At 61.7% G+C, this 27,000-nt stretch carries 15 protein-coding genes and 1 pseudogene; 9 read left to right on the forward strand and 7 right to left on the reverse strand.

Features of this window, described 5'->3' with window-relative positions:
* Positions 1 to 5: 5 nt before the first annotated feature.
* A complete protein-coding gene (glnE, locus tag OSC50_RS22405; protein WP_181080395.1) occupies positions 6 to 2,945 on the reverse strand; it encodes a bifunctional [glutamate--ammonia ligase]-adenylyl-L-tyrosine phosphorylase/[glutamate--ammonia-ligase] adenylyltransferase in 2,940 nt (979 codons plus the stop codon).
* 383 nt (positions 2,946 to 3,328) lie between these two features.
* Between glnE and aceE the strand changes: the two genes are divergently transcribed.
* The 4 genes from aceE to msrA all read left to right on the forward strand — a co-directional run bounded on the left by aceE (position 3,329) and on the right by msrA (position 11,366).
* Positions 3,329 to 5,974 (forward strand): pyruvate dehydrogenase (acetyl-transferring), homodimeric type, encoded by a 2,646-nt coding sequence (aceE, locus tag OSC50_RS22410; RefSeq protein WP_181080394.1) that lies wholly within the window; start codon positions 3,329 to 3,331, stop codon positions 5,972 to 5,974.
* 11 nt (positions 5,975 to 5,985) lie between these two features.
* Positions 5,986 to 7,632, forward strand: coding sequence for a dihydrolipoyllysine-residue acetyltransferase (aceF, locus tag OSC50_RS22415; RefSeq protein ID WP_253510112.1), 1,647 nt, complete (start codon positions 5,986 to 5,988; stop codon positions 7,630 to 7,632).
* Between the two features lie 317 nt (positions 7,633 to 7,949).
* Positions 7,950 to 10,646, forward strand: coding sequence for a putative bifunctional diguanylate cyclase/phosphodiesterase (locus OSC50_RS22420; RefSeq protein WP_181080392.1), 2,697 nt, complete (start codon positions 7,950 to 7,952; stop codon positions 10,644 to 10,646).
* Positions 10,647 to 10,718: 72 nt separating this feature from the next.
* Positions 10,719 to 11,366 carry a peptide-methionine (S)-S-oxide reductase MsrA gene (msrA, locus tag OSC50_RS22425; RefSeq protein ID WP_253510110.1) on the forward strand — a complete coding sequence of 216 codons (648 nt, stop codon included), beginning with the start codon at positions 10,719 to 10,721 and terminating at the stop codon, positions 11,364 to 11,366.
* A 90-nt stretch (positions 11,367 to 11,456) separates the two neighbouring features.
* Here the strand turns inward: msrA and OSC50_RS22430 are convergent, their stop codons facing one another.
* Entirely contained in the window at positions 11,457 to 12,293 is an 837-nt protein-coding gene (locus tag OSC50_RS22430) for a 23S rRNA (adenine(2030)-N(6))-methyltransferase RlmJ (RefSeq protein ID WP_181080390.1), read from the reverse strand.
* Positions 12,294 to 12,468: 175 nt separating this feature from the next.
* Here OSC50_RS22430 and OSC50_RS22435 point away from each other — a divergent pair, with 175 nt between their 5' ends.
* Entirely contained in the window at positions 12,469 to 13,746 is a 1,278-nt protein-coding gene (locus tag OSC50_RS22435; RefSeq protein WP_266245598.1) for an O-acetylhomoserine aminocarboxypropyltransferase/cysteine synthase family protein, read from the forward strand.
* Here OSC50_RS22435 and OSC50_RS22440 read toward each other — a convergent pair.
* From OSC50_RS22440 to putP, 3 genes are all read right to left on the reverse strand, one after another.
* Positions 13,732 to 14,457, reverse strand: coding sequence for a DUF4123 domain-containing protein (locus tag OSC50_RS22440; protein ID WP_266245596.1), 726 nt, complete (start codon positions 14,455 to 14,457; stop codon positions 13,732 to 13,734). The two genes, OSC50_RS22435 and OSC50_RS22440, sit on opposite strands and share 15 nt — an antisense overlap.
* Before the next feature lie 20 nt (positions 14,458 to 14,477).
* Positions 14,478 to 16,493, reverse strand: coding sequence for a type VI secretion system Vgr family protein (locus tag OSC50_RS22445; protein WP_266245594.1), 2,016 nt, complete (start codon positions 16,491 to 16,493; stop codon positions 14,478 to 14,480).
* Between the two features lie 205 nt (positions 16,494 to 16,698).
* Positions 16,699 to 18,183, reverse strand: a complete 1,485-nt coding sequence (putP, locus tag OSC50_RS22450; RefSeq protein ID WP_181080386.1) for a sodium/proline symporter PutP — start codon at positions 18,181 to 18,183, stop codon at positions 16,699 to 16,701.
* A gap of 457 nt (positions 18,184 to 18,640) precedes the next feature.
* On the opposite strand from putP, the gene putA reads away from it, so the two are divergent.
* Both putA and OSC50_RS22460 read left to right on the forward strand, forming a co-directional pair.
* Complete coding sequence (gene putA / locus OSC50_RS22455; protein WP_266245592.1) at positions 18,641 to 22,594, forward strand: trifunctional transcriptional regulator/proline dehydrogenase/L-glutamate gamma-semialdehyde dehydrogenase; 3,954 nt, start codon at positions 18,641 to 18,643, stop codon at positions 22,592 to 22,594.
* A 170-nt stretch (positions 22,595 to 22,764) separates the two neighbouring features.
* On the forward strand, positions 22,765 to 24,567 hold the full coding sequence (locus tag OSC50_RS22460) for an acyl-CoA dehydrogenase (protein ID WP_266245590.1): 1,803 nt from the start codon (positions 22,765 to 22,767) through the stop codon (positions 24,565 to 24,567).
* On the opposite strand, the gene OSC50_RS22465 is transcribed toward OSC50_RS22460, so the two are convergent.
* Together OSC50_RS22465 and OSC50_RS22470 are read right to left on the reverse strand one after the other, a co-directional pair.
* Positions 24,564 to 24,854, reverse strand: a complete 291-nt coding sequence (locus OSC50_RS22465; protein ID WP_181080383.1) for a cell division protein ZapA — start codon at positions 24,852 to 24,854, stop codon at positions 24,564 to 24,566. The genes OSC50_RS22460 and OSC50_RS22465 overlap by 4 nt on opposite strands.
* Positions 24,851 to 25,081, reverse strand: a complete 231-nt coding sequence (locus tag OSC50_RS22470) for a hypothetical protein (protein ID WP_024073014.1) — start codon at positions 25,079 to 25,081, stop codon at positions 24,851 to 24,853. Before OSC50_RS22470 ends, OSC50_RS22465 begins: the two co-directional genes overlap by 4 nt.
* A gap of 296 nt (positions 25,082 to 25,377) precedes the next feature.
* Here OSC50_RS22470 and OSC50_RS26305 point away from each other — a divergent pair.
* Both OSC50_RS26305 and OSC50_RS26310 read left to right on the forward strand, forming a co-directional pair.
* Positions 25,378 to 26,133, forward strand: a pseudogene (locus OSC50_RS26305) (MCP four helix bundle domain-containing protein); the annotation flags it as partial.
* Positions 26,125 to 26,988 carry a methyl-accepting chemotaxis protein gene (locus tag OSC50_RS26310; protein ID WP_400814952.1) on the forward strand — a complete coding sequence of 288 codons (864 nt, stop codon included), beginning with the start codon at positions 26,125 to 26,127 and terminating at the stop codon, positions 26,986 to 26,988. The pseudogene OSC50_RS26305 and the gene OSC50_RS26310, both read left to right, overlap by 9 nt.
* Positions 26,989 to 27,000 lie beyond the last annotated feature (12 nt).

Raw genomic sequence — 27,000 nt, forward strand, 5'->3', positions numbered from 1 at the left:
TGTGTTCAGCTCAGACCCAGCTCCTGCCAGATCCGCATCACCTGGCGCCGCTCATCGACGAACTGATCGCCGGCCACCGTACCGGCCTCGTTCTGCAAGGCCTGGCGATGCGCGGCGGAACGGTAGGCCTTATAGACCTCGCGCAGCAGGTGGGCATCGGCGGCGGGCATCAACCCCACCTGCTCCAGGCCTTCCAGAATGCGGATATTGTCGGTGTAGCGCAGCAACGATGGATGTTGCGCAGACCATGCCAAAGCCGCGTATTGCACCATAAATTCAATATCGACGATACCTCCAGCGTCCTGCTTGAGGTCGAACAGCGCCGTGGCTTCGAACGCATTGGCGCCCGTGCCGGCCGCGGTGCTCTTGGTGCCCAGGTTGTCACGCATCTTGGCGCGCATCTCGCTGACCTCCTGGCGCAGCTTCGCCAGATCACGTTCGCGCCCCAGCACCCTGGCCCGCACCTGCTCGAAGGCCTGGCCGACGTCCTGGCTGCCCACCAGCACGCGGGCGCGGACCAACGCCTGATGTTCCCAGGTCCAGGCTTCATTGTGTTGATAGCGATCGAACGCGCCCAACGAACTCACCAAAAGCCCGGATGCGCCGGACGGGCGCAGGCGCATGTCCACTTCATACAACTGGCCGGAGTTGGTCTGGGTGGTCAGCAAATGAATGATGCGCTGGCCCAGGCGCGTAAAGAACTGCGCACCGTCAATCGGCTTGGCGCCATCGGTTTCGGCATGCGGGTCGCCGTCATGGATGAACACCAGGTCCAGGTCGGAACCATGCCCCAGTTCGATGCCGCCGACTTTTCCATAACCGACAATGATGAACCCAGGATCGCACAAGGTGCCATCCAGCCGCTGCGGCGAACCATGCCGCGCCACGGTCTGGCGCCAGGCCAGGGCCAGTACTTGCTCCAGGATCGCCTCGGCGAGCCAGGTCAGGTAGTCGCTGACTTTCATCAAGGGCAGGCTGCCGGCAATTTCCGAAGCGGCCACGCGCAGGCGGTGCGCAAGCTTGAAGTGGCGCAGGGCCTCCATCTGTTGCTCAAGGTCGTCTTCGGGGATACGTGTAAGGCGTTCACGCAGCTCGGCGGCCAGTTCCGGCGCCAACGGCGGCTTGAACAGCCGACCTTCGTTGAGCAATTCGTCGAGCAACAACGGGAAACGCGTGATCTGCTCGGCGATCCACGGGCTGGCAGCGCACAGGGTCAACAGGCGACGCAAGGCGTCGGGGTTTTCCGTAAGCAGCACCAGGTAGGCCGAACGCCGCGCAACCGCTTCAACCAGCGGCAACACGCGCTCCAGCACCAGGTCCGGATTGGCGTGTTCAACGGCCTGCGCCAGCAGGCGCGGGATAAATGCATCCAGGCGCTCGCGCCCCAGGCGCTGCATGGCGCGCAGTTGCGGGCTGCCGCGCAGGCTGGCCAGAGCCTTGAGCGCCTTGGGCGCGTCGGTGAAGCCGCCGTCGGCCAACTGACGGCAGGCCGCGTCGTCATCTTGTGACTCTTCCCACAGCGGCAACCATTCCCCGCCTACGACCAGCTCGCTTTCTTCGCCATCTTCTTCGTCCGGATCGGCAATCACTTGGCGGAAATGCCAGTCGACCCGACCTCGCCAGTACATCAGGCGCTCATGAAACGCCGCCCAATCGGGGAAGCCGAGCATAAAGGCGATACGGGCCTGGTCCTGCGGGCTGTCCGGGAGCATTTGGGTCTGCCGGTCGGCAATCGCCTGGATCGCGTGTTCGGTGTAACGCAGAAATTCATAACCGTTGCGCAACTCGGCGATCACCGCCGGCGGCAGGTAGCCCTGGCCTTCCAGCGTGCCCAGCACCTTGAGCAACGGCCGCTGCTGCAGGCTCAGGTCGCGGCCGCCATGGATCAACTGGAACGCCTGGGCGATGAATTCCACTTCACGAATGCCGCCCGAGCCCAGCTTGATATTGTCGGCCATACCTTTGCGCCGCACTTCCTGCTGGATCAGCTGCTTCATGGTGCGCAGCGCTTCGATGGCGGAAAAATCCAGGTAACGTCGGTAGACGAACGGCCGCAGCATATCGAGCAATTGCGCGCCCGCCACCTGATCGCCGGCCACCACCCGCGCCTTGATCATGGCGTAGCGTTCCCAGTCGCGTCCCTGATCCTGGTAGTACTGCTCCAGCGCATTGAAACTGAGCACCAGCGCCCCGGCCGAACCGTAGGGGCGCAAACGCATATCGACGCGGAATACGAATCCGTCGACGGTCATCGGATCGAGGGCCTTGATCAGTTTTTGACCAAGACGAATGAAGAATTCCTGGTTATCCAGGGCGCGCTTCACGCCCACTGTTTCGCCGCCCTCGGGGTAAGCGAAGATCAGGTCGATGTCCGATGACAGGTTCAGCTCCACCGCGCCGAGCTTGCCCATGCCGAGGATCACCATGTGCTGGGCCTCGCCGCTGCGCCGCCCGGTGGGCGTGCCGAATTGTGCGCAGTGGCGCTGGTAGAGCCATTGGTAGGCCTGGTCGATGCTGGCGTCGGCCATGTCGGACAAATCGCGACAGGTTTGCACCAGGTCGGCCTGACGGGTCAGATCGCGCCAGATAATGCGCACCTGCTGGCGCGTACGCTGACGACGCAGGACCCGGCCCAACTCATCTTCTGTTTCGGCTTGTTGCACCGCTGCCGCGATCTGCCCGCACAACTCACCAGGCGCAAAGCCGCGATCCAGCTCGCCCCAGGCGGCCAGTTCGAGCAACATCAAAGGGTCACGAATGCTCTGTTCAATGACGAAATCACTGGCGGCGCACACCCGGGCGAAGTCGGCCCAGCGTTGCGGCGCCCACCCGGAAAGGCCATGATCGGCATCCAGCGCGGCCACGGCGTCACGAAATGACTGCTCGGCCCGCTGGGCAGCCGGAAGCAGAATGGCTGGCAATTCGGCCAGCGTTGGAAGGCTCATGGTCTATCCTTGATCGGCGCGTGGAAGGCTTGTAGCGACAAGCGCGAGCACCGCGCCAAATGAAGGACTGTCGAACAAAAGTTAGAAATAGCTGAAAATTCTTTAATTTTGGCAGGCAACATTAAACTTCTACCTTTTCTTGTTCGCAAAAGATCAACAATAACGATTATGCTCACCAGCCAGACCGAGTCATACGCTCAGTCTTGTGTAGTTTTACTACTCGTATATACATTCGAAAGGCTGAAATGGCCGACGATTTGTAGTAAAACTACAGGACGCCGAAGCAACCTTCGGCCATCCAAGAATTTATGTCGTCTGCCCACAAGGCCAGTCGCAAACTTCAGGCAACCGATTCTGGTAGCCTTTCCGCCCTGGAGCAAGCCATGCAAGACCTCGATCCCGTCGAAACCCAGGAATGGCTGGACGCCCTGGAATCGGTTCTCGACAAAGAAGGCGAAGACCGTGCTCACTACCTGATGACCCGTATGGGCGAACTCGCGACCCGCAGCGGCTCGCAACTGCCCTACGCCATCACCACGCCATACCGCAACACCATCCCCGTTACCCACGAAGCACGCATGCCTGGCGACCTGTTCATGGAACGCCGCATTCGCTCGCTGGTACGCTGGAACGCCATGGCGATGGTAATGCGCACGAACTTGAAAGATTCGGACCTGGGCGGTCACATCTCCAGCTTCGCTTCCAGCGCAACCCTGTATGACATCGGCTTCAACTACTTCTTCCAGGCCCCGACCGACGAACACGGCGGCGACCTGATTTACTTCCAGGGCCACACGTCTCCAGGCGTTTACGCCCGTGCGTTCATGGAAGGCCGCATCAGCGAAGAACAGATGAACAACTTCCGCCAGGAAGTCGACGGTCAGGGCCTGTCGTCCTACCCGCACCCTTGGTTGATGCCTGATTTCTGGCAGTTCCCGACCGTATCCATGGGCCTTGGCCCGATCCAGGCGATCTACCAGGCACGTTTCATGAAGTACCTGGAAGCCCGTGGCTTCATCCCTGAAGGCAAGCAAAAGGTCTGGTGCTTCCTGGGCGACGGCGAGTGCGACGAGCCGGAATCCCTGGGCGCCATATCCCTGGCCGGCCGCGAAAAACTGGACAACCTGATCTTCGTCATCAACTGCAACCTGCAGCGCCTCGACGGCCCGGTTCGCGGCAACGGCAAGATCATCCAGGAACTCGAAGGCGTGTTCCGCGGTGCTCACTGGAACGTGACCAAAGTCATCTGGGGCCGTTTCTGGGACCCGCTGCTGGCCAAGGACGTCGACGGCATCCTGCAACGCCGCATGGACGAAGTCATCGACGGCGAGTACCAGAACTACAAAGCCAAAGACGGCGCATTCGTACGTGAACACTTCTTCAACACGCCTGAACTCAAGGCGATGGTTGCCGACCTGTCCGACGACGAGATCTGGAAGCTCAATCGTGGCGGCCACGACCCGTACAAGGTCTATGCGGCGTACCACGAAGCGGTCAACCACAAAGAACAGCCGACCGTCATCCTGGCCAAGACCATCAAGGGTTATGGCACCGGTGCCGGCGAAGCGAAGAACACCGCGCACAACACCAAGAAAGTCGATGTCGACAGCCTGAAGTTGTTCCGCGACCGCTTCGACATCCCGGTCAAGGACGAAGAGCTGGAGAACCTGCCGTTCTTCAAGCCGGAGCCGAACAGCGCCGAAGCCCGTTACCTGGCCGAGCGTCGCTCCGCGCTGGGCGGTTTCGTGCCACAGCGCCGCGCCAACAGCTTCAGCGTGCCGACGCCGGACCTCAGCACCCTCAAGGCTATCCTTGACGGCTCGGGCGACCGTGAAATCTCCACCACCATGGCCTTCGTGCGGATTCTCGCGCAGTTGGTCAAGGACAAGGACATCGGCCCGCGCATCGTTCCGATCATTCCGGACGAAGCCCGTACCTTCGGTATGGAAGGCATGTTCCGTCAGTTGGGCATCTACTCCTCCGTCGGCCAGCTCTACGAGCCAGTCGATAAAGACCAGGTGATGTTCTACAAGGAAGACAAGAAGGGCCAGATCCTCGAAGAAGGCATCAACGAAGCGGGCGCCATGAGCTCCTTCATCGCCGCCGGTACTTCGTACTCCAGCCACAACCAGCCGATGCTGCCGTTCTACATCTTCTACTCGATGTTCGGTTTCCAGCGCATCGGCGACCTGGCCTGGGCGGCGGGCGACAGCCGTACCCGTGGCTTCCTGATCGGCGGCACCGCCGGGCGCACCACGCTGAACGGCGAAGGCCTGCAACACGAGGACGGTCACAGTCATATCCTGGCTGCCACCATCCCGAACTGCCGCACCTTTGATCCAACCTACGGCTACGAGCTGGCGGTGATCATCCAGGACGGCATGAAGAAAATGACCGAAGAACAGCAGGACGTTTTCTACTACATCACCGTGATGAACGAGTCCTACCAGCAGCCAGCCATGCCGGCCGGTGTCGAGGAAGGCATCATCAAGGGCATGTACCTGCTCGAAGAAGACACCAAGGAAGCGGCGCACCACGTTCAACTGATGGGCTCCGGCACCATCCTGCGCGAAGTGCGTGAAGCGGCGAAGATTCTGCGTGACGAGTTCAACGTCGGCGCCGACGTGTGGAGCGTGACCAGCTTCAACGAACTGCGTCGCGACGGCCTGGCCGTAGAGCGCAGCAACCGTCTGCATCCTGGCCAGAAACCAGCAACCAGCTACGTCGAAGAATGCCTGGCCGGCCGCAAGGGCCCGGTCATCGCCTCCACCGACTACATGAAGCTGTTTGCCGAACAAATTCGCCAGTGGGTCCCGTCCAAGGAGTTCAAAGTCCTGGGCACCGACGGTTTCGGCCGCAGTGACAGCCGCAAGAAGCTGCGTCACTTCTTCGAAGTCGACCGTCACTTCGTGGTGTTGGCAGCCCTGGAAGCCTTGGCTGACCGTGGTGAGATCGAACCCAAGGTGGTGGCTGACGCCATCGTCAAGTTCGGTATCAACCCGGAAAAACGCAACCCACTGGACTGCTGAGGAGACTTTTTGTGAGCGAACTCATTCGCGTACCTGACATCGGCAGCGGTGAAGGTGAAGTAATCGAGCTGTTTGTGAAGGTCGGCGACACCGTCGAAGCCGACCAGAGCATCCTGACCCTGGAATCGGACAAGGCGAGCATGGAAATTCCTGCTCCCAAGGCCGGCGTGGTCAAGAGCCTGAAGGTCAAGCTGGGCGACCGCCTGAAAGAAGGCGACGAACTGCTCGAGCTGGAAATCGAAGGTGCCGCCGATGCGGCGCCTGCGGCGGCCGCTCCTGCAGCCGCTCCCGCGCCGGCTGAAAAGCCTGCCGCTGCCGCCGAGGCCCCAGCGGCCCCGGCCGCTGCACCGGCTGCCGCTACCGTTCAGGACATTCACGTTCCGGACATCGGCTCGTCGGGCAAAGCCAAGATCATCGAGCTGCTGGTCAAGGTCGGCGATACGGTCGAAGCCGACCAGTCGCTGATCACCCTGGAGTCCGACAAGGCCTCCATGGAGATTCCATCGCCGGCTGCCGGCGTGGTGGAAAGCATTGCGGTCAAGCTGGAAGACGAAGTCGGCACCGGTGACTTCATCCTCAAGCTCAAAGTACAAGGCGCCGCGCCTGCCGCTGCTCCAGCACCGGCCGCCGCTCCGGCGGCCAAAGCTGAAGCCGCCCAGGCTCCGGCTGCCGCGCCCGCACCCGCCGCAAAAGCCGAGGCCGCACCGGCCCCAGCTGCTGCCGCGCCTGCACCGAGCGGTGCCAAGGTTCACGCCGGCCCGGCCGTGCGTCAGCTGGCCCGTGAATTCGGCGTCGAGCTCAGCGCCGTCGCCGCCACCGGCCCTCACGGTCGTGTGCTGAAGGAAGACGTGCAGGTTTACGTCAAAGCCATGATGCAAAAGGCCAAGGAAGCGCCGGCTGCCGGCGGCGCTACCGGTGGCTCGGGCATTCCGCCGATCCGCACCGTGGACTTCAGCCGCTTCGGCGAAATCGAAGAAGTGCCGATGACCCGTCTGATGCAAATCGGCGCGGCAGGTCTGCACGCCAGCTGGCTGAACATCCCCCACGTGACGCAGTTCGACCAGGCCGACATCACCGACCTGGAAGCATTCCGCGTTGCGCAGAAAGCCGTGGCCGAAAAGGCCGGCGTCAAGCTGACCGTCCTGCCACTGCTGCTCAAGGCCTGCGCGCACCTGCTCAAGGAACTGCCGGACTTCAACAGTTCGCTGGCGCCGAGCGGCAAGGCGATCATTCGCAAGAAGTACGTGCATATCGGCTTTGCGGTCGACACCCCGGATGGCCTGCTGGTGCCGGTCATCAAGAACGTCGACCAGAAGAGCCTGCTGCAGCTCGCCGCTGAAGCTGCCGCACTGGCGGCCAAGGCCCGTGACAAGAAGCTCACCCCAGACGATATGCAGGGCGCCTGCTTCACCATCTCCAGCCTCGGCCACATTGGCGGTACCGGTTTCACGCCAATCGTCAACGCGCCGGAAGTGGCGATCCTGGGTGTGTCCAAGGCGACAATCCAGCCGGTCTGGGACGGTAAGGCGTTCCAGCCGAAGCTGATGCTGCCACTGTCGCTGTCCTACGATCACCGTGTGATCAACGGCGCCGCCGCTGCACGTTTCACCCAGCGTCTGAGCCAATTGCTGAACGACATCCGCACCATCCTGCTGTAACCCGCGACGGGCCTTCCTTCTTAACCCGGAAGGCCCGTTTGCACCGATTTCCGAGCGCCACGCTCGTACCTCAACCCCGCCACTTGGCGGGGCTTTTTTTGCGTGCTGCATCGCAAAAACTGGACAGAGAGAACAGGTTTGTACACCTTCTGTCACTGCGACTGTAGAAATCCCCCAAGCGGCCGATAACACACATATAGCACTTAGCCTTCATCCTCTCTTGTCAGCCCGCGCCGCATGATGCAACCTTGCCGCAGGCAACAGAAAAGAGGGCGTGAGCCCGGCGCCGTGCGCGTTATTTCAAGTGAGTTTCCCCCATGAAAAGCCAACCCGATGTCGCCCGTACGGCGGCCGAGGTAGTGACGCAGTTACCGGTGCCTTCGCGCCTCGGTATGCTGCGTTTCGAGCGGCTTAATGAGGCAAGCTGGGCTCTGCTCTACCTCGATCCCAACTGCGAGCGCCAATTCGGCCTGCCGGCGGTTGAACTGTGCGCCCTGATCGGCACGCCCTACGCCAGCCTGATGGAACCCCAGGCCCGCTATCAGTTGCACGACGCCATCCAGCAGCAACTGACCCAGAGCCCGCACTATCTGGTGCGTTACACCCTGCACACCAACGATGGCCCGCTAAGCCTGCTGGAAATGGGCGAAGCCTACAAACAACACAATCGTCACTTGCTGCGCGGTTACCTGATGGTAGTCGACGGCCTGTTCAGCGAGGTGCCTTTGCCCCTTCCCTCCTCAGAAGATTTGGAGAGTCAGAACAGTCGTCTGCAGATCGCCCTGGAACTCAACCAACGGGCCCAGCAGGAACAATTGCAGCACCTGGAACGGGTGCGCGCCCAGCAGGAGCTGATCCTGCTGCTGGCCCGCCAGCGTTACACCGCCAACAATTCGCTGCAGGAAGCCGCCGAGCTGATCACCCGCAGCGCCTGCGAAATCTACCAGCTCGATTGCGCCAGTATCTGGAACCTTGAAGGCCAGCGCCTGGTGCCGATTTCCGCCTACCATCGCGCCGATCAACAGCACCATTTGCCTGATCCCATCGACGCCAGTTGTTTCCCGGATTATCTGGAAGCCTTGCACACCAGCCGAGCCATCGATGCCACCAACGCGATGCGCGACCCACGCACTCGCGAAATGGCCGAGAGCCTGCGAGCCAACGATGTGCACGCCATGCTCGACGCCAGCATCCGCGTCGACGGGCAGGTGGTCGGCGTGCTGTGCCTGGAACAGAGCGGCGGTTCGCGCGCGTGGCAGGCCGATGAAATTGCCTTTGCCGGGGAGCTGGCGGATCAGTTTGCACAAGTCATCAACAACCATAACCGTCGCACCGCCACGAGCGCCCTGCACCTGTTCCAGCGGGCCGTAGAGCAAAGCGCCAACGCCTTTCTGCTGGTCAACTGCGACGGCGTGGTGGAGTACGTCAACCCCAGCTTCACCGCGATCACCCAGTACAGCGCAGAAGAGGTCCACGGCCATCGCCTGGCGCAGTTGCCGGCGCTGGAGAACCTCAGTGAGTTGCTGTTCGACGCGCCGTCGAGCCTGGCCAAGAGCAACAGCTGGCAGGGCGAGTTCAAAAGCCGCCGCAAGAACCTGGAACCGTACTGGGGGCAGTTGTCGATTTCCAAGGTCTATGGCGACAACCGTGAGCTGACCCACTACATCGGCATCTACGAAGACATCACCCAGACCAAGCTGGCCCAGCAGCGCATCGAGCGTCTGGCCTACACTGACAACCTGACCAATCTGGGCAACCGCCCGGCGTTCATCCGCAACCTCGATGAACGCTTTGCCCGCGACAGCGACAGCCCGATCAGCCTGCTGCTGGTGGATATCGATAACTTCAAGCGCATCAATGACAGCCTCGGCCACCAGACCGGCGACAAGTTGCTGATCAGCCTGGCCCGACGCCTGCGCAACAGCTTAAGCAGCAGTGGCAGCCTGGCGCGCTTTGCCAGTAACGAGTTCGCGGTGCTGCTGGATGAAACCGATCTGGAAACCGGTCAGCAAGTGGCCAGCCAATTGCTGGCGACCCTCGACAAACCGATGTTCGTCGACAACCAGTTGATCAGCGTCACCGGCTCCGTGGGCCTGGCCTGCGCGCCGCTGCATGGCCGCGACCCGCAAACCCTCATGCGTAACGCCGGCCTGGCACTGCATAAGGCCAAGGCCAACGGCAAGCATCAGGTTCAGGTGTTCACCGAAGCCCTCAATGCCGAAGCCAGCTACAAGCTGTTTGTAGAGAACAACCTGCGCCGCGCCCTGACGCAGAACGAGCTGGACGTGTTCTACCAGCCCAAGCTATGCCTGCGCAGCGGCCGCCTGCTCGGCATGGAGGCGCTGCTGCGCTGGAACCATCCGGAAAAGGGCATGATCCGCCCCGACCAGTTCATCAGCGTGGCCGAAGAGACTGGCTTGATCATCCCCATCGGCAAATGGATTGCCCGCCAGGCGTGCCGCATGAGCCGGCAACTGAGCGCCGCCGGCCTGGGCAACCTGCAGGTGGCGATCAACTTGTCCCCCAAGCAGTTCTCCGACCCGGACCTGGTGGCCTCGATTGCCACGATCCTCAAGGAAGAACAGCTGCCGGCCAACCTGCTGGAGCTGGAGCTGACCGAAGGCCTGCTGCTGGAAGCCACCGAAGACACGCGCCTGCAATTGGACCAGTTAAAGAGCTTCGGCCTGACCCTGGCCATGGACGACTTCGGCACCGGCTACTCATCGCTGAGTTACTTGAAAAAATTCCCCATCGATATCATCAAGATCGATCGCAGCTTTATCCACGAGATCCCGGACAACCAGGACGACATGGAAATCACCTCCGCCGTGATCGCCATGGCGCACAACCTCAAGCTCAAGGTGGTGGCCGAAGGCATCGAGACCGCCGAACAACTGGCCTTCCTGCGGCGGCACCGTTGCGATGTGGGCCAGGGTTACCTGTTCGATCGGCCGATTCCCGGAGCAGAGCTGCCGGCCATGCTTAAACGCTACCCGCGTGGCCCAATCGCCTGACATCGCTGTAACACTCGGGCACACTGACTGTCTGAATTTTTACCATCACTCAACCTGACGAGAGGACTGCTCATGGTCTTGCGCTCGGAAATTCTGGTGAACAAAAACGTGCTGCCTACTCAAGAACAAGCGTTGCCTGGGCGTGAAACGCCGATGACCCTGCCCGAGACGCACTTCGTCAACGGCAACCCTCTGCTGGGCCCATTCCTCGATGACGTAGGCTTTGCGATCTTCGGCCTGGGCTGCTTCTGGGGAGCGGAACGCAAGTTCTGGCAGCGCGACGGCGTGGTCAGCACCGTGGTGGGTTATGCGGGCGGCTTCACGCCCAACCCGACCTACGAAGAAGTGTGTTCCGGACTGACCGGCCACAGCGAAGTGGTGCTGGTGGTGTATGACCAGGCCAAGGTGAAATACGAAGACCTGCTGAAGATGTTCTGGGAATTGCACAACCCAACCCAGGGCATGCGCCAGGGCAACGACATCGGCAGCCAATACCGTTCGGTAATCTACGCGACCACACCGGAACAACTGGAGGCTGCAAAGGCCAGTGCCGAGGCGTATCAGGCCGAACTGAACAAGGCCGGCCTGGGGCAGATCACCACCGAAATCGACCAGGCACCGACCGTGTATTTCGCCGAGGCGTATCACCAGCAATACCTGGCGAAAAACCCACAGGGTTATTGCGGCATTGGCGGAACAGGCGTGGTTTGCCCGATCTGAAGATCGGAGCTACAAGCTACAAGCTGCAAGCTGCAAGTGGTGCTTTCTGCCCTCACTTGAAGCTTGCAGCTTGCACCTTACAACTCACACCTACTCAGCTATAAGCCAATCCATCTGCCACCCGCCCTGGGTCTGGCCCAGTTGCTTGGACAGCCACGGCAACAGCTCACGCAGTTCTTCCTCCAAGCCCCATGGCGGGTTGGCAATCGCCAGGCCCGAACCGGTCAGGGTGTTGGGCGTGTCCAGCGGATGCACCAGCAATTCCACCCGCAACAATTTCGGCGCCCCCGTTCCGGCCAGGTCCTGATAGAAGCGACGCAACATGCGCTGGTCCTTGACCGGGTACCAGATCGCCGCCACGGTCTGGCGCATGCGGCCGACTGCTTCCTTGAGGGACGCGGCGCAGCGTTGCATCTCGTCGAGCTTTTCAAACGGTGGGTCGATCAGCATCAGGGCGCGTTTTTCCGGCACGGGCAGCAACGCTCGCGGCACATGCCAGCCTTCGCCCAGGTGCACCTTGACCCGGCGATCGCCCTTCATGTTGTCCTTGAGCAATACACCGTCTTCAGGATGTTTCTCGTTGAGCAACACACGGTCCTGCGGGCGCGTGAGCCGACGTGCCAGTTCCGGCGAACCGGGGTAGTAGCGCAACTGGCCGTCCGGGTTCATCTCATGCAGCACGCGCATGTAGTCGGCGGTCAGCGGCGGCAAATCGGTCCGGCCCCACAGTCGCGCAATGCCTTCCAGGTATTCGCCGGTGCGGTTGGCCTGATCGCCCTGCAAGTCGTACAGGCCGATGCCCGCGTGGGTATCAAGGTAGGCGAACGGCTGTTCCTTGCGCGACATCAGGGCGATGAGGCGGGTCAAGGTCAGGTGTTTGAAGACATCGGCGTGGTTGCCGGCGTGAAAGGCGTGACGATAATTCATGGTTGCTCCTGCGCAGGGGGCGAAGTTTACCTTCTACACGGACAAAGGTGCAGGGCGGCATGCCGGGCGGTGCTTATGCCCTAAAGGCAGCGGGCGGGCGGAAAAAAATCTAAATACCCGCCTGAGCGCGGATTTATTGTGGCGGGCACCCAATCCAAGGAGGTCAATTGCCATCATGAAAGACGCCACCCTCGCCCTGCACCACGGCTTCAAGTCGGACCCGACCACCAAGGCCGTGGCCGTGCCGATCTACCAGAACGTCGCTTTCGAATTCGACAACGCCCAGCACGGCGCCGACCTGTTCAACCTGGACGTACCCGGCAATATCTACACGCGCATCATGAACCCCACCAACGATGTCCTGGAGCAACGTATCGCCGCCCTCGAAGGCGGCATCGCGGCGCTGGCGGTGTCAGCCGGTAGCGCGGCGATCCATTATGCGATCCAGACCCTGACCCGCGCCGGAGACAATATCGTCACCACGCCGCAACTGTACGGCGGCACCTATACCTTGTTCGCCCATTTGCTGCCCAGCTTTGGTGTGGACGTGCGGTTCGCCCGGGACGATAGCGCCGAGGCCATCGCCGAGCTGATCGATGACCAGACCAAGCTGGTGTACTGCGAGAGCATCGGCAATCCGGCGGGCAATATCATCGATCTGGAGGCCCTGGCCAAAGTGGCACACGCCCGAGGTGTGCCGTTGATGGTGGACAACACCGTCGCCACGCCGATCCTGTGCAAACCCATTCAGTTCGGCGCCGATATCGTCGTGCATTCGGTAACCAAATACATCGGCGGCCATGGCAATTCGCTCGGCGGAGTGATCGTCGACAGTGGCACCTTCCCCTGGATGCAGTACCCGGAAAAATTCCCCGGCCTCAACCGGCCCGAGCCGGCTTATCACGGCGTGGTCTACACCGAAAAATTCGGCCCCGCCGCGTTCATCGCCCGCGCGCGTACCGTGCCCTTGCGCAACACCGGTGCGGCCCTGGCGCCGATGAATGCCTTTCTGTTGCTGCAAGGCTTGGAAACCCTGGCGCTGCGCATGGAACGCCACACCGAGAACGCGCTCAAGGTTGCGCAGTTTCTACAAGGGCATGCCGACGTGGAATGGGTCAGCTACGCGGGCCTGCCGGAGCACCCGCACCATCGACTGGCGCAGAAATACATGCAAGGCAAGCCATCGGCGATCCTGTCTTTCGGCCTGAAGGGCGGCTATGACGCCGGCGTGCGTTTCTACGATGCACTGCAGATCTTCAAACGCTTGGTGAACATCGGCGACGCCAAATCCCTGGCCTGCCATCCGGCGTCCACCACCCATCGGCAGATGAACGAACAGGAGCAGGCCAAGGCCGGCGTGAAGCCGGAGATGATTCGCCTGTCGGTCGGCATCGAAGCCATTGAAGACCTGATCGACGATTTGCAGCAGGCACTGGGCTCAACTCGCCTCTGAGTCGAGATAGTCCGTCAGCGCCGCATAGGTGACCACGGGCCCACGGGCGAAATACGCGACCTTGTGCTGCAGGGTCGGGGGCGTGAAGGCGGCGCAAAGGTCCGGGCGCTGTTCCTCAAGCCATTGCAGCAGGTTGTCGATCCGGGTCTGCGGCGATTGTTCGGCCAGATGCTCCAGCAACGTGGCAGGCACTTGCCACCAGGGGCTGGTCTTGGCGGCGCCGACCGGGCCCGTCGCAACGGCCAGCGGTTGGCCATTGATCAAGTAGCGCTGGAACACCGGCAGCACCTGCCCCGCGCCACTGCCCAGGTGCTGCAGCAGCGGCAGCACCTGCGTGCCGTCCCAGAAGCGCAGGAACACTGCCTGCCCCTCGGGCAGGTTCACTTGGGTCAAGCCCTGCAGATGGGCGAGTACCACCTCCAACGGGCTGGATGACACCGCCAGCCAGCCCCAGTCCTCGGCCTGGGTGTGCGTCACCCAATCGAGAAACGCGCTGCCGGGCTCGACCCGTGCAAGGTAAGGCATGACCTGCGTCCAGTCCGCGTAGGCGGTGCCTGCCCAGATGGCGCGCGGCGAGGCTCCCGCGGCCATGCCTTGCCAGGCGTCGAACGGCTTGGCATCGCTGGCACCGCCCAGCACCGCGAAAAGTTGCTCATGGGGTTGCAGGGGCCATTGGGCCAGCCAGGCACCGGGTGACAGAGGTTGCTCCATTGGGGATAAGTTCCTTGGGTTCAAAGTTGACTGATGGGGCGATCAGCGACATCACACTGCCCGTTCTTGCAGCGCTCACACTCTTCACAGAACGGCGCGCTGCGTTTCAGGCTGGCTATCTGCACACGGCTCAACGGGGCCGGGAGCACCGCCAGCACTTTATCCCTCAGCCCGGGCAGTAACGGCGCCGGTGCAGGCGCGGGAGCACCGCCCAACTGGATCTCCACGCTGCTGAAGATGCCGGCGGCGGACACCGTGATCGACTGCCCACCGGCCTGAATCGTGACACTGGCACCCGCATCGATGACGACGCTCTGGCCGGCGCCGATCCGGATCACCTGCTCCGCGCGTACCTGCTGTGAACCACCGATCACGAGGTGGTCGTCCTGCTTGAGTTGCGTCAGGCGGTTGCCATGGGTGATGCGCTGCTCTTCACCCTGCAGTTCATGGTGCGACTCGCCGCCCACGGTGATTCGACGCCGGTTGTCCACCCGCACCTGCTGGTCATGCAGCACATGCTGGGTCCAATCGCGCTGAGCGCGCAGGTAGATTTCCTCGGCGCCCTTGCGGTCCTCGATGCGCAGTTCGTTGTATCCGCCGCCGCCAGGGCTGCTTTGGCTGCGCAGGATGCTGCGGGTCTTGTCCGCCGGCAGGTCGAGGGGCAACGGCGTCGCGGCGTTGGCCAGGCAGCCGACCACCACAGGCATGTCCATGTCGCCATTCAAAAAGCCCACCAGCACTTCCATGCCCACCCGTGGGATCAGTACCGCGCCGTAGCGATCATGGGCCCAGCCGCTGGCGACCCGCAGCCAGCAACTGGAATGCTCGTCATGCGTGCCGTGGCGGTCCCAGGCCAGTTGCACTTTGACGCGACCGTATTCGTCGCAATGGATTTCACTGTCGGTGGGGCCGGTCACCACCGCGTTCTGGTAACCCGTCAGCGGCCTGCGCGATGGCAAGGGTGGGCGAAAAACCACCTCCCAGGGCGCTGCGACGAAGTGGTTGGAGTAGCCCTGACGCATTTCCCCACCGGCGACCTCGGTCACCGCCTCTTCGAGTACCTGGGGCTGGCTGCCCTCGTGAGTCACGTCGGTCATGAGCCACAAGTCGTTCCACTCCTGGCGCGGATGCCCGGCCAGCTTGAGGAAGCGTCCGCAGGCGAGCGCCGGCTCATCCCCGCTGCCGACGGCTAAGCAATGCTCGCTGCGGTGACGCTCCAGGCCCCGCTGCGCCAGGTGCTTACCCTCTACACGGTCGGTGAAATGGCCGGGGTAGCCCTGCGCTTCAAGGCGCGGATTCTGCTCGTCGGACACCGTGCTTTCCAGCGTCAGGCGTGGCTTGCTCCAATCGTAATCGCGCAGGCTCAGAGCCGTCGTACAGGTGCGCAGTTGCACCGCGAAACGCTTGATAGCCGGCGTGTCCGCCACCATCCCGGACCCTGCGGCGTAGGGCGTGGCGTGCTCGGCCTGGGCGAACACGGTCTGGTCATCGCCAAATACCAGCAAATGGCCTTCGGGCGAATGCCGAAAGTGGTAGTGAATGCCCAGCTCGGCACACAGGCGCTGGATGAATGCCAGGTCGGTCTCAGCGAACTGCACGCAATACTCGCGTTCGGGGTAGGTGCCACTTAAGCGAAACTCGAATCGATCGGCCTGGATGCCCTGCTCTTTAAGAACCTGGGCAACGATCTGCGGCACGGTCTTATGCTGGAAAATGCGTGGGTGGCTGCTGTGGGCCAGATAGGCCAACTGAGGTACCAGACGAACGCTGTAACGGGTCAGCCGCCGCCCGGAGTCGCCCTGCGCCACATGGTCCACTACGCCATGCACACCGTGCCCATGCGCATCAAACCCCAGATAAGCCTGGCGATGCAGCAGACCTTCCAGGTCAAGGTCAGGCTGCTCGCCGACCAGTTCCAAATCAAACTGATAGGGCTGGCTGAGTACTTCACGACCTTTGAAACGGTAGACCTTTAGGTCGCTGGGCACCCCATCCAGGGTCAGGGTAAAGGCACTTTGATTGGCAGGCGCGAACATCCGATGTTTCTCTGCGAAGGCTGGGGGGGCGATTCTGCAACAGTGTCGAGTCCTGCTGAGCACTGCTCGCACAAATCAGTAAAGCCCTACGCACGAGTGTGCGAATCGTCAGCTTGCATGCGCCAAATCATTCGCAAAAAAAGGCCCGCTATCCGTAGGATGCGGGCCTTTCGTTTAACTCATCAGACGCTGGGCGCCCGTCGAATTACTTGTTGAGGTTGTAGTCTTTTTCCGCAGCATCAAAACGCTCGACCATACCCGCAGTCGGCGCGCCCAGTTTACTTACGATGTAGATCGCCAGGCTGGCAAAGATGAAGCCAGGGATGATTTCGTACAGCCCCAGCAGAGCGAAGTGTTTCCACACAATCACGGTAATCGCGCCGACCAGGATGCCGGCCAGAGCGCCATTGCGGGTCATGTTTTTCCAGATTACCGAAATCAGCACCACAGGACCGAACGCGGCGCCGAAACCGGCCCAGGCGTAGCTCACCAGGCCCAGGACGCGGTTGTTCGGGTTGGCGGCCATGGCGATGGCGATCAAGGCCACCAGCAGCACCATCAGGCGGCCGACCCAGACCAATTCAACCTGGGACGCGCTCTTGCGCAGGAAGGTCTTGTAGAAGTCTTCGGTCAGGGCGCTGGAGCACACCAGCAGCTGGCAGCTCAAGGTGCTCATTACCGCCGCCAGGATGGCCGACAGCAGCACGCCAGCGATCCATGGGTTGAACAGCAGCTTGGCCAGTTCGATAAACACACGTTCATGGTTCTCGGTCACCGGCCCGGCCACTTCCGGGTGCGCCGAGAAGTAGGCGATGCCGAAAAAGCCCACGGCCACGGTGCCACCCAGGCACAGGATCATCCAGGTCATGGAGATGCGGCGCGCGTTGGCGATCGACTTCACCGAATCGGCCGCCATGAAGCGCGCGAGGATGTGCGGCTGGCCGAAGTAACCCAGGCCCCAGCCCATCAGCGAGATGATGCCGATGAAGGTGGTGTTCTTGAGCATGTTGAAGTTGTCGGGGTTCTTGGCTTCGATCGCCAGGAACGTGGTGTCGACGCCGCCGGTGGCCAGCAGCACGATGATCGGCGTGAGAATCAGCGCAAAGATCATCAGCGTGGCCTGTACGGTGTCCGTCCAGCTCACCGCCAGGAAACCGCCAACGAAGGTGTAGGCAATGGTCGCCGCCGCACCGGCCCACAGCGCAGTCTCGTAGGACATGCCGAAGGTGCTTTCGAACAGACGCGCGCCGGCGACGATACCCGAGGCGCAGTAGATGGTGAAGAACACCAGGATTACCACTGCGGAGATGATCCGCAGCAGGCCGCTTTTATCTTCGAAGCGGCTGGAAAAATAGTCCGGCAGCGTCAGGGCGTCGCCGTTGTGTTCGGTCTGTACCCGCAGGCGACCGGCCACGAACAGCCAGTTGAGGTAGGCACCGACGATCAGGCCGATGGCGATCCAGCTTTCCGACAGACCGGACATGTAGATGGCGCCCGGCAGGCCCATCAACAACCAGCCGCTCATATCGGAAGCGCCGGCCGACAAAGCCGTTACCACACTACCGAGGCTGCGACCGCCCAGGATGTAATCGGAAAGGTTGTTGGTGGAGCGATAGGCCATGAAACCGATCAGCACCATTGCTGCGATATAGATCACGAATGTGATCAGGGTTGGATTGCTAACGCTCATAAGAAGTGACGCCCTGGCTTTGTTTTTATGTAGCGGCGACCTGTCAGACGCCTCCCGTTTAAGGGCTGGACGAACCTGCACGCCGCGCATTTATGACTGGCGTTTCCCCAGGAAAGCCGCCAGCCGATGAACCGAGCCCGTAAGCTGGTTGCACCTTGGCCGCGAATGCTATTCAACAAAGCAAATAAGGTGCAACCAGTTTCTCGAGAATAAGTTGCACCCTGACGCAATTTGCAGAAAAGGCCTCGTTTTTGCTCCTTTTCGGAGCAAGGAGCGCCGATCTCAGAAGTAAATGCACCAAGAGACAGCGGATTGTGCAGCCGCCAAATTATTTCCGACGAAGCCACTCACATTTCACAAATAAAAAGGGTTGCACCCGGTTGCACCTCTTGATGGGCAAAGCTAATCTTGCCGCCAGCTAATGCCACGCGGTAGTGGCACCCATGAGGATAAGAAAATGGCGACGACCACCCTTGGGGTCAAACTCGACGACCCGACCCGCGAACGCTTGAAGGCGGCCGCGACCTCCATTGATCGCACGCCGCACTGGCTGATCAAGCAGGCGATTTTCAATTACCTGGAGAAACTCGAGGGTGGTGCAACCCTGACCGAACTCAACGGCTCGGGCACCAAGGACGCCGACGACGCAGGCGACATCCAAACCGACCACGCCCACCAGTGCTTCCTCGAGTTTGCCGAAAGCATCCTGCCGCAGTCCGTATTGCGTGCCTCGATCACCGCCGCTTACCGCCGCCCTGAGCCGGAAGTGGTGCCGATGCTGATCGAGCAGGCCCGCCTCCCGGCGCCAATGGCCGAGGCCACCAATAAACTGGCTGCCACCATTGCCGAGAAACTGCGCAATCAGAAGAGTGCCGGCGGCCGTGCCGGGATTGTTCAGGGCCTGCTGCAGGAATTTTCCCTGTCGTCCCAGGAGGGCGTGGCGCTGATGTGCCTGGCCGAAGCGCTGCTGCGCATTCCGGACAAGGGCACCCGCGACGCACTGATCCGCGACAAGATCAGCACCGGCAACTGGCAGCCGCACCTGGGCAACAGCCCGTCGCTGTTCGTCAACGCCGCCACCTGGGGCCTGTTGCTGACTGGCAAGCTGGTCGCCACCCATAACGAAGCCGGCCTCACCTCATCCCTGAGCCGCATCATCGGCAAGAGCGGCGAACCGATGATCCGCAAGGGCGTCGACATGGCCATGCGCTTGATGGGCGAGCAGTTCGTGACCGGCGAAACCATCGCCGAAGCGTTGGCCAACGCGAGCAAGTTCGAAGCCAAGGGCTTCCGTTACTCCTACGACATGCTCGGTGAAGCCGCCCTGACCGAACACGACGCCCAGAAGTACCTGGCCTCGTACGAGCAAGCTATTCACTCCATCGGTAAAGCCTCCCACGGCCGTGGGATTTATGAAGGCCCCGGTATCTCCATCAAGCTGTCGGCGCTGCACCCGCGCTACAGCCGTGCGCAATACGAGCGCGTGATGGATGAGCTGTACCCGCGCCTGCTGTCCCTGACCCTGCTGGCCAAGCAATACGACATCGGCTTGAACATCGACGCCGAAGAAGCCGACCGCCTGGAGCTGTCACTGGATCTGCTGGAGCGCCTGTGCTTCGAGCCGCAACTGACCGGCTGGAACGGCATCGGTTTCGTAATCCAGGCTTACCAGAAGCGTTGCCCATACGTGATCGACTACGTCATCGACCTGGCGCGCCGCAGCCGCCATCGCCTGATGATCCGCCTGGTGAAAGGCGCGTACTGGGACAGCGAGATCAAGCGCGCCCAGGTCGAAGGCCTGGAAGGCTATCCGGTGTACACGCGCAAGGTATACACCGACGTTTCCTACATTGCCTGCGCGCGCAAACTGCTGTCGGTGCCGGAAGTCATCTATCCGCAGTTCGCTACGCACAACGCCCACACCTTGTCGGCCATTTACCATATTGCCGGTCAGAACTATTACCCCGGCCAGTACGAGTTCCAGTGCCTGCACGGCATGGGCGAACCGCTGTACGAGCAGGTGGTAGGCAAAGTGGCCGACGGCAAGCTGAACCGTCCGTGCCGCGTGTACGCCCCGGTCGGCACTCACGAAACACTGCTGGCTTACCTGGTGCGTCGCCTGCTTGAAAACGGCGCCAACACCTCGTTCGTCAACCGCATCGCCGACCAGTCGATTTCGATCCAGGAGCTGGTGGCCGACCCGGTGGCCAGCATCGAGCAGATGGCCACCGTGGAAGGCGGCTTCGGCCTGCCGCACCCGCGCATTCCGCTGCCGCGTGACCTGTATGGCAGCGACCGTGCCAACTCGGCCGGTATCGACCTGGCCAACGAACACCGCCTGGCATCGCTGTCCTGCGCCCTGCTGGCCACCGCCCACAACAACTGGAAAGCCGCACCGATGCTCGGTTGCGCCTCCAGCGAGCAAGCGCCGACAGCGGTGTTGAACCCGTCCGACCTGCGCGATGTGGTCGGCCAGGTACAGGAAGCCACCGTCGAAGACGTCGACAACGCCATCCAATGCGCGATCAACGCCGGTCCGATCTGGCAGGCCACCCCGCCGGCAGAGCGCGCCGCCATCCTGGAACGCGCCGCCGACCTGATGGAAGGCGAGATCCAGCCGCTGATGGGCCTGCTGGCCCGCGAAGCCGGCAAGACCTTTGCCAACGCCATCGCCGAAGTGCGCGAGGCCGTGGATTTCCTGCGCTACTACGCGGTGCAGGCGCGCAACGACTTTACCAACGACGCCCACCGCCCGCTGGGCCCGGTGGTATGTATCAGCCCATGGAACTTCCCGCTGGCAATTTTCAGTGGCCAGGTCGCCGCAGCGCTGGCTGCCGGTAACCCGGTGCTCGCCAAGCCTGCCGAGCAAACCCCGCTGGTGGCGGCCCAGGCTGTGCGCCTCCTGCTGGAGGCCGGTATCCCGGAAGGCGTGCTGCAACTGCTGCCGGGCCAGGGCGAAACCGTCGGCGCGCGTCTGGTGGGTGACGATCGCGTCAAAGGCGTGATGTTCACCGGTTCCACCGAAGTGGCGCGCCTGCTGCAACGCAATGTGGCCGGTCGCCTGGATGCCCAGGGCCGTCCGATCCCGTTGATCGCCGAAACCGGCGGCCAGAACGCGATGATCGTCGACTCCTCTGCGCTGACCGAACAAGTGGTCATCGACGTGGTGTCGTCGGCCTTCGACAGCGCCGGCCAGCGTTGCTCGGCCCTGCGCGTGTTGTGCCTGCAGGAAGATTCAGCGGACCGCGTCATCGAAATGCTCAAGGGCGCCATGGCCGAATGTCGCCTCGGCAACCCGGAGCGCCTGTCGGTGGACATCGGCCCGGTGATCGACGCCGAAGCCAAGGCCGGCATCGAGAAACACATCCAGGCCATGCGCGATAAAGGCCGCACTGTGTACCAGGTGGCGATTGCCGACGGCGAAGAAATCAAGCGCGGCACCTTCGTGATGCCAACCCTGATCGAACTGGAAAGCTTCGACGAACTGCAGCGCGAGATCTTCGGCCCGGTGCTGCACGTAGTGCGCTACAAGCGCAAAGAGATCGACCAGTTGATCGGTCAGATCAACGCGTCCGGCTATGGCCTGACCCTGGGCGTGCACACGCGTATCGACGAAACCATCGCCAAAGTGATCGACAACGTTCATGCCGGTAACGTCTACGTTAACCGCAACATCGTAGGTGCCGTGGTCGGCGTGCAGCCGTTCGGCGGCGAAGGCCTGTCGGGCACCGGCCCGAAAGCCGGTGGTCCGCTGTACCTGTACCGTTTGCTGTCGACTCGTCCTACCGATGCGATCGAGCAATCCTTCGTTCGCGCCGACAAAGTGGCCGCACCGGACATGCGCCTGCGCGACGCCATGAGCCAACCGCTGACCGCCCTGAAAAGCTGGGCAGACAGCAATAAGTTCAGCGAACTGAGCGCCCTGTGCACTCAATTCGCCGCGCAATCGCAAAGCGGTATCACCCGCCAACTGGCCGGCCCGACCGGTGAACGCAACAGCTACGCCATCCTCCCTCGCGAGCACGCTCTGTGCCTGGCAGACGTGGAAGGCGACCTGTTGACTCAATTGGCAGCGGTATTGGCGGTGGGTGGCTCGGCGGTATGGCCGGAAACCGACCTGACCAAAGCCTTGTTCCCACGCCTGCCGAAGGATATTCAGGCGAAGATCAAGCGCGTAGCCGATTGGACCAAGGACGGCGTGGTGTTCGACGCCGTTCTGCACCACGGCGACTCCGATCAATTGCGCGCGGTATGCCAGCAAGTGGCACAGCGTGGCGGGGCGATTGTCGGGGTGCATGGGTTGTCCCAGGGCGAGACCTCCATTGCGTTGGAGCGCCTGGTGATCGAGCGGGCATTGAGCGTCAACACCGCTGCGGCGGGCGGTAACGCCAGCCTGATGACCATCGGCTAACCCTGAAAGAAATACAGCTGGACAATGTGGGAGGGGCCCCCCCCTCCCACATTCGACTGCATTGCAAATGATCATCTGTGTTTTGCCGTTCCATCACTTAGATCAATCTTGCTATTCACCCTTAATTCGCGCCCTTAGACTCAGGCCAATTCCTACAAAGGTAATCCGCCATGTCCGAGACGCTGCTCAGTTCCCGCAATCTGGCTTTCGAGCTGTACGAAGTCCTCGATGCCGAGGGCCTGACCCAGCGCGAGCGGTTTGCCGAGCACAACCGTGAAACCTTCGATGCGGCCATCAGCACCGCACGCAGCATCGCCGAAAAGTATTTCGCGCCCCATAACCGCAAAAACGACGAAAACGAACCGCGCTATGAAGACGGCAAGGCCATCCTCATCCCGGAGGTCAAGCCGGCCGTGGACGCGTTTCTGGAGGCTGGCTTTCTCAATGCCGCGCGCAGTTTCGAGGCTGGCGGCATGCAGTTGCCGACCCTGCTGTCCCAAGCCTGCTTCGCGCACTTCCAATCGGCCAACGCGGCGTCCACCTCGTACCCGTTCCTGACCATGGGCGCGGCCAACCTGATTGAAAGCTTCGGCACCGAGGAGCAGAAACAGCGCTTCCTGCAGCCGATGATCGAAGGACGCTTCTTCGGCACCATGGCGTTGACCGAGCCCCATGCCGGCTCGTCGTTGTCGGATATTCGTACACGCGCAGAACCTGCGGATGACGGCACCTATCGCCTCAAAGGCAACAAGATCTTTATTTCCGGCGGTGATCACCCCTTGTCGGAAAACATCGTGCACATGGTGCTGGCCAAGTTGCCGGATGCGCCGCCTGGGGTGAAGGGCATTTCGCTGTTTATCGTGCCTAAATTCCTGGTCAACAACGACGGCAGCCTGGGCGCACGCAACGACGTGCTGCTGGCAGGGCTGTTTCACAAGATGGGCTGGCGTGGCACCACGTCCACAGCGCTGAATTTCGGTGACAACGGCAACTGCGTGGGCTACCTGGTAGGCAAGCCGCACCAGGGCCTGAGCTGCATGTTCCAGATGATGAACGAGGCGCGTATTGGCGTGGGCATGGGCGCGGTGATGCTCGGCTACGCCGGTTACCTGTACTCGCTGGAATACGCCCGCGAACGCCCGCAAGGCCGCTTGCCGGACAGTAAGGACCCCACGACCGCACCGGTCTCGATCATCCAGCACGCGGACATCAAGCGCATGCTGCTGACGCAAAAAGCCTACGTGGAAGGTGCCTTCGATCTGGGCCTGTATGCGGCGCGCCTGTTCGACGACACCACTACGCTGGTCAGCGAGGCAGAGCGCAAGCAGGCCCACGAATTGCTGGACCTGCTCACCCCCATCGTTAAATCCTGGCCGTCGGAGTTCTGCCTCAAGGCCAACGAGCTGGCGATCCAGATTCTCGGCGGCCACGGCTACACCCGCGAATACCCGGTGGAGCAGTACTACCGTGATAACCGCCTCAATCCGATCCATGAAGGCACCCATGGCATCCAGTCCCTGGACTTGCTGGGTCGCAAGCTGGCGCAGAACGGCGGCGCGGGGCTCAAGCAACTGATCCGCCTGATCGCTGACACCGGCGCGCGCGCCCAGCAGTACCCGTCACTCACCGCATTGCGTGAACCGCTGGAGCACCTGCTCAACAGACTGCAAAGCGTCACACTCGGCCTGTTGACGGACCTCGCGCAAGGCAAGGTCAACAGCAGCCTGGCGAACTCGGCGCTGTACCTGAAGGTGTTCGGGCACACGGTGATTGGCTGGCGCTGGCTGGAACAGGCGATTCGCGCCGAGGAAGGACTGGCCAAGGGCAATGCAGCGGACGCTGCGTTTTATAAAGGCAAGCTCCAGGCTGCCCGGTACTTCCTGACCTGGGAAGTACCGAGCTGCCATCATGAACTGGCGATTCTGGAGGCACGGGACGATACGTGCCTCGCGATGCAGGATGAGTGGTTCTAAGGCTGGATCGCCTTGGAAATCACCTCGACCGTGGCGCTGACTTGCTCTTGGTAACGGTCGAGTTCCTGTTGATGGGCCTGCTGCATTTCGATCTGCTCGGCGCATAGATTCAGCGCCGCCAGCACCAGTAATTTGTCACCGATCAACGTCGGATACTTCTTCTTGGTGGTGGCCAGGGAGGCCTTGAGCATGGTCACGGCGTGCATCAGGGTCGTGTCTTCCCCGGCCGGCGCCTTGATCGAGTAATCCTCGCCGAGGATCGAAACGACCTTTATCCCTTCATTCATGCGCTCACAGGACCTGCGCTCACGCGCTCAACCAGCGCTTGGATACGGGCAGCGGTAGCACCGTGCTTTTCTTCCTGTTCCATCAGGTTCAGTTGCAGGCTGTCGTTTTCATCCTTGGCACGAGCGAGTTCTGCCTTAAGGGCTTCATTGCTGCCCAGCAAGTCCTGGTTTTGCTGTACCAAGTCGCTGACCAGTTGTTCCAGTTGGCTGAGGGATGCTTCTAACATTTTGATTTCTCGAGCTTTTTAAAAGGGCGGTGACGATAAAGAAAATTCACCTCGGATGCCAGGCTTATCCCGGCGCGCAGCCCGGTTTTTCAAGGGGCAGGCCACGCTTTCGAGCCTTAGTGACTGCATTTCCCCCATCTGGTTCCTGAATCCGTCCAACCCCTCGTCAGGTGCGACAAAAACGCACAGCACCCTTTAGACTTTAGTCTTACGACCGATAGCCATGCACATCCCGTCTCACGGCCGCACGGATCGCGCTTTTCCCCCTTCAGGATTTCAGCATGTCGCTTCGTAATATGAATATCGCGCCGAGGGCTTTCCTCGGTTTCGCGTTGATTGGTGCACTGATGTTGTTTCTCGGTGTGTTTGCCCTGAACCAGATGAGTAAGATCCGAGCCGCCGCGCAAGACATCACCCTGTCCAGTGTGCCGAGCATCCGCGCACTGGATGAATTCACCCAACTGACCCTGCGCCTGCGGGTACTGTCGTACCGCCTGCTGACCAATCGCGAACCGGACGTGCAGCAAAAAACCCTGGAAGCGTTCGAACTGCGCAACCAACAGATCCGCACCGCCCAGGCTACCTACGAAAAGCTGATTGAAAGCCGCGAGGAGCGCGCTGCCTACGATGAGTACGTGCGGCTGCTCGGCCAGTACCACCAGATCGAAGCGCGCATGAAGAGCCTGTCCCAGGCCAATCAGATGGATCAGCTGCGGACCCTGCTCAACACCGAGCTGTTGAGTAACTCGGAGCAGGTCAACGCAGTGCTGACACGCCTGCTGGATATCAACAACAGCATGGCGCTGGCGACCAATCAGGAAGCCAAGGATCAATACACCCTGGCCTTTGACCTGGTGGTGGGCCTGCTGGTGCTCGCCACCGCGTTGACGATGCTGTTCGCCTGGCTATTGACCCGCAGCATCACGCTGCCGATTTCCCAGGCATTGAGCGCCGCCGAGACCATCGCCGAGGGTAACCTGACGCAGCCGGTCCAGGTCGAAGGCAACGACGAAGCCGGTCGCCTGCTCGCCGCCATGGCGAAGATGCAGACCAAATTGCGCGACACCCTGCAGCGTATCGCCGGCTCGGCCACTCAGTTGGCCTCGGCGGCGGAAGAACTGAACGCAGTCACCGACGAAAGCGCGCGCGGCCTGACCCGACAGAACAACGAAATCGAACAGGCCGCCACGGCGGTCAACGAGATGACCAGCGCCGTCGAAGAAGTCGCGCGCAATGCCGTGAGCACGTCCGAAGCCTCACGCAATGCCACCGCTTCAGCCGGCGACGGCCGCGATCTGGTGCAGGAGACCGTCAGCGCCATCGAGCGCATGAGCGGCGACGTGCAGGCCACCGCCACCTTGATCGGTGACCTGGCCACTGAGTCGCGGGACATCGGCAAAGTGCTGGACGTGATTCGCGGCCTGGCCGACCAGACCAACCTGCTGGCCCTGAACGCCGCCATCGAAGCGGCTCGTGCCGGTGAAGCCGGGCGTGGATTTGCGGTGGTCGCCGACGAAGTCCGCGCCCTGGCCCATCGCACGCAGCAGTCCACCAGCGAAATCGAGCGGATGATCGGCAGCATCCAGGCCGGCACCGAACACGCGGTGAACTCGATGCGCAACAGCACCGAGCGCGCGGAATCGACGCTGAACATCGCCAAAGGCGCAGGGATGTCCCTGGAGACTATCAACAGCGCAATCGTCGAGATCAACGAACGTAACCTGGTGATCGCCAGCGCGGCGGAAGAGCAGGCGCAGGTGGCGCGAGAAGTGGATCGCAACCTGGTGAATATTCGTGATTTGTCGGTGCAATCGGCTACGGGCGCCAGCCAGACCAGCGCCGCGAGCAGCGAATTGTCACGCCTGGCGGTAGACCTGAATGGGATGGTAGGCCGCTTCCGCCTATAACTGCCTGCACGG

The organism is Pseudomonas quebecensis (assembly GCF_026410085.1).
GTDB classification, from domain to species: Bacteria; Pseudomonadota; Gammaproteobacteria; order Pseudomonadales; family Pseudomonadaceae; genus Aquipseudomonas; species Aquipseudomonas quebecensis.

Coding starts and splice junctions, on each gene's coding strand:
- glnE (WP_181080395.1), bottom strand. CDS start 2,945: ATGAGCCTTCCAACGCTGGCCGAATTGCCAGCCATTCTGCTTCCGGCT.
- aceE (WP_181080394.1), top strand. CDS start 3,329: ATGCAAGACCTCGATCCCGTCGAAACCCAGGAATGGCTGGACGCCCTG.
- OSC50_RS22420 (WP_181080392.1), top strand. CDS start 7,950: ATGAAAAGCCAACCCGATGTCGCCCGTACGGCGGCCGAGGTAGTGACG.
- msrA (WP_253510110.1), top strand. CDS start 10,719: ATGGTCTTGCGCTCGGAAATTCTGGTGAACAAAAACGTGCTGCCTACT.
- OSC50_RS22430 (WP_181080390.1), bottom strand. CDS start 12,293: ATGAATTATCGTCACGCCTTTCACGCCGGCAACCACGCCGATGTCTTC.
- OSC50_RS22435 (WP_266245598.1), top strand. CDS start 12,469: ATGAAAGACGCCACCCTCGCCCTGCACCACGGCTTCAAGTCGGACCCG.
- OSC50_RS22440 (WP_266245596.1), bottom strand. CDS start 14,457: ATGGAGCAACCTCTGTCACCCGGTGCCTGGCTGGCCCAATGGCCCCTG.
- OSC50_RS22445 (WP_266245594.1), bottom strand. CDS start 16,493: ATGTTCGCGCCTGCCAATCAAAGTGCCTTTACCCTGACCCTGGATGGG.
- putP (WP_181080386.1), bottom strand. CDS start 18,183: ATGAGCGTTAGCAATCCAACCCTGATCACATTCGTGATCTATATCGCA.
- putA (WP_266245592.1), top strand. CDS start 18,641: ATGGCGACGACCACCCTTGGGGTCAAACTCGACGACCCGACCCGCGAA.
- OSC50_RS22460 (WP_266245590.1), top strand. CDS start 22,765: ATGTCCGAGACGCTGCTCAGTTCCCGCAATCTGGCTTTCGAGCTGTAC.
- OSC50_RS22465 (WP_181080383.1), bottom strand. CDS start 24,854: ATGAATGAAGGGATAAAGGTCGTTTCGATCCTCGGCGAGGATTACTCG.
- OSC50_RS22470 (WP_024073014.1), bottom strand. CDS start 25,081: ATGTTAGAAGCATCCCTCAGCCAACTGGAACAACTGGTCAGCGACTTG.
- OSC50_RS26310 (WP_400814952.1), top strand. CDS start 26,125: ATGCAGACCAAATTGCGCGACACCCTGCAGCGTATCGCCGGCTCGGCC.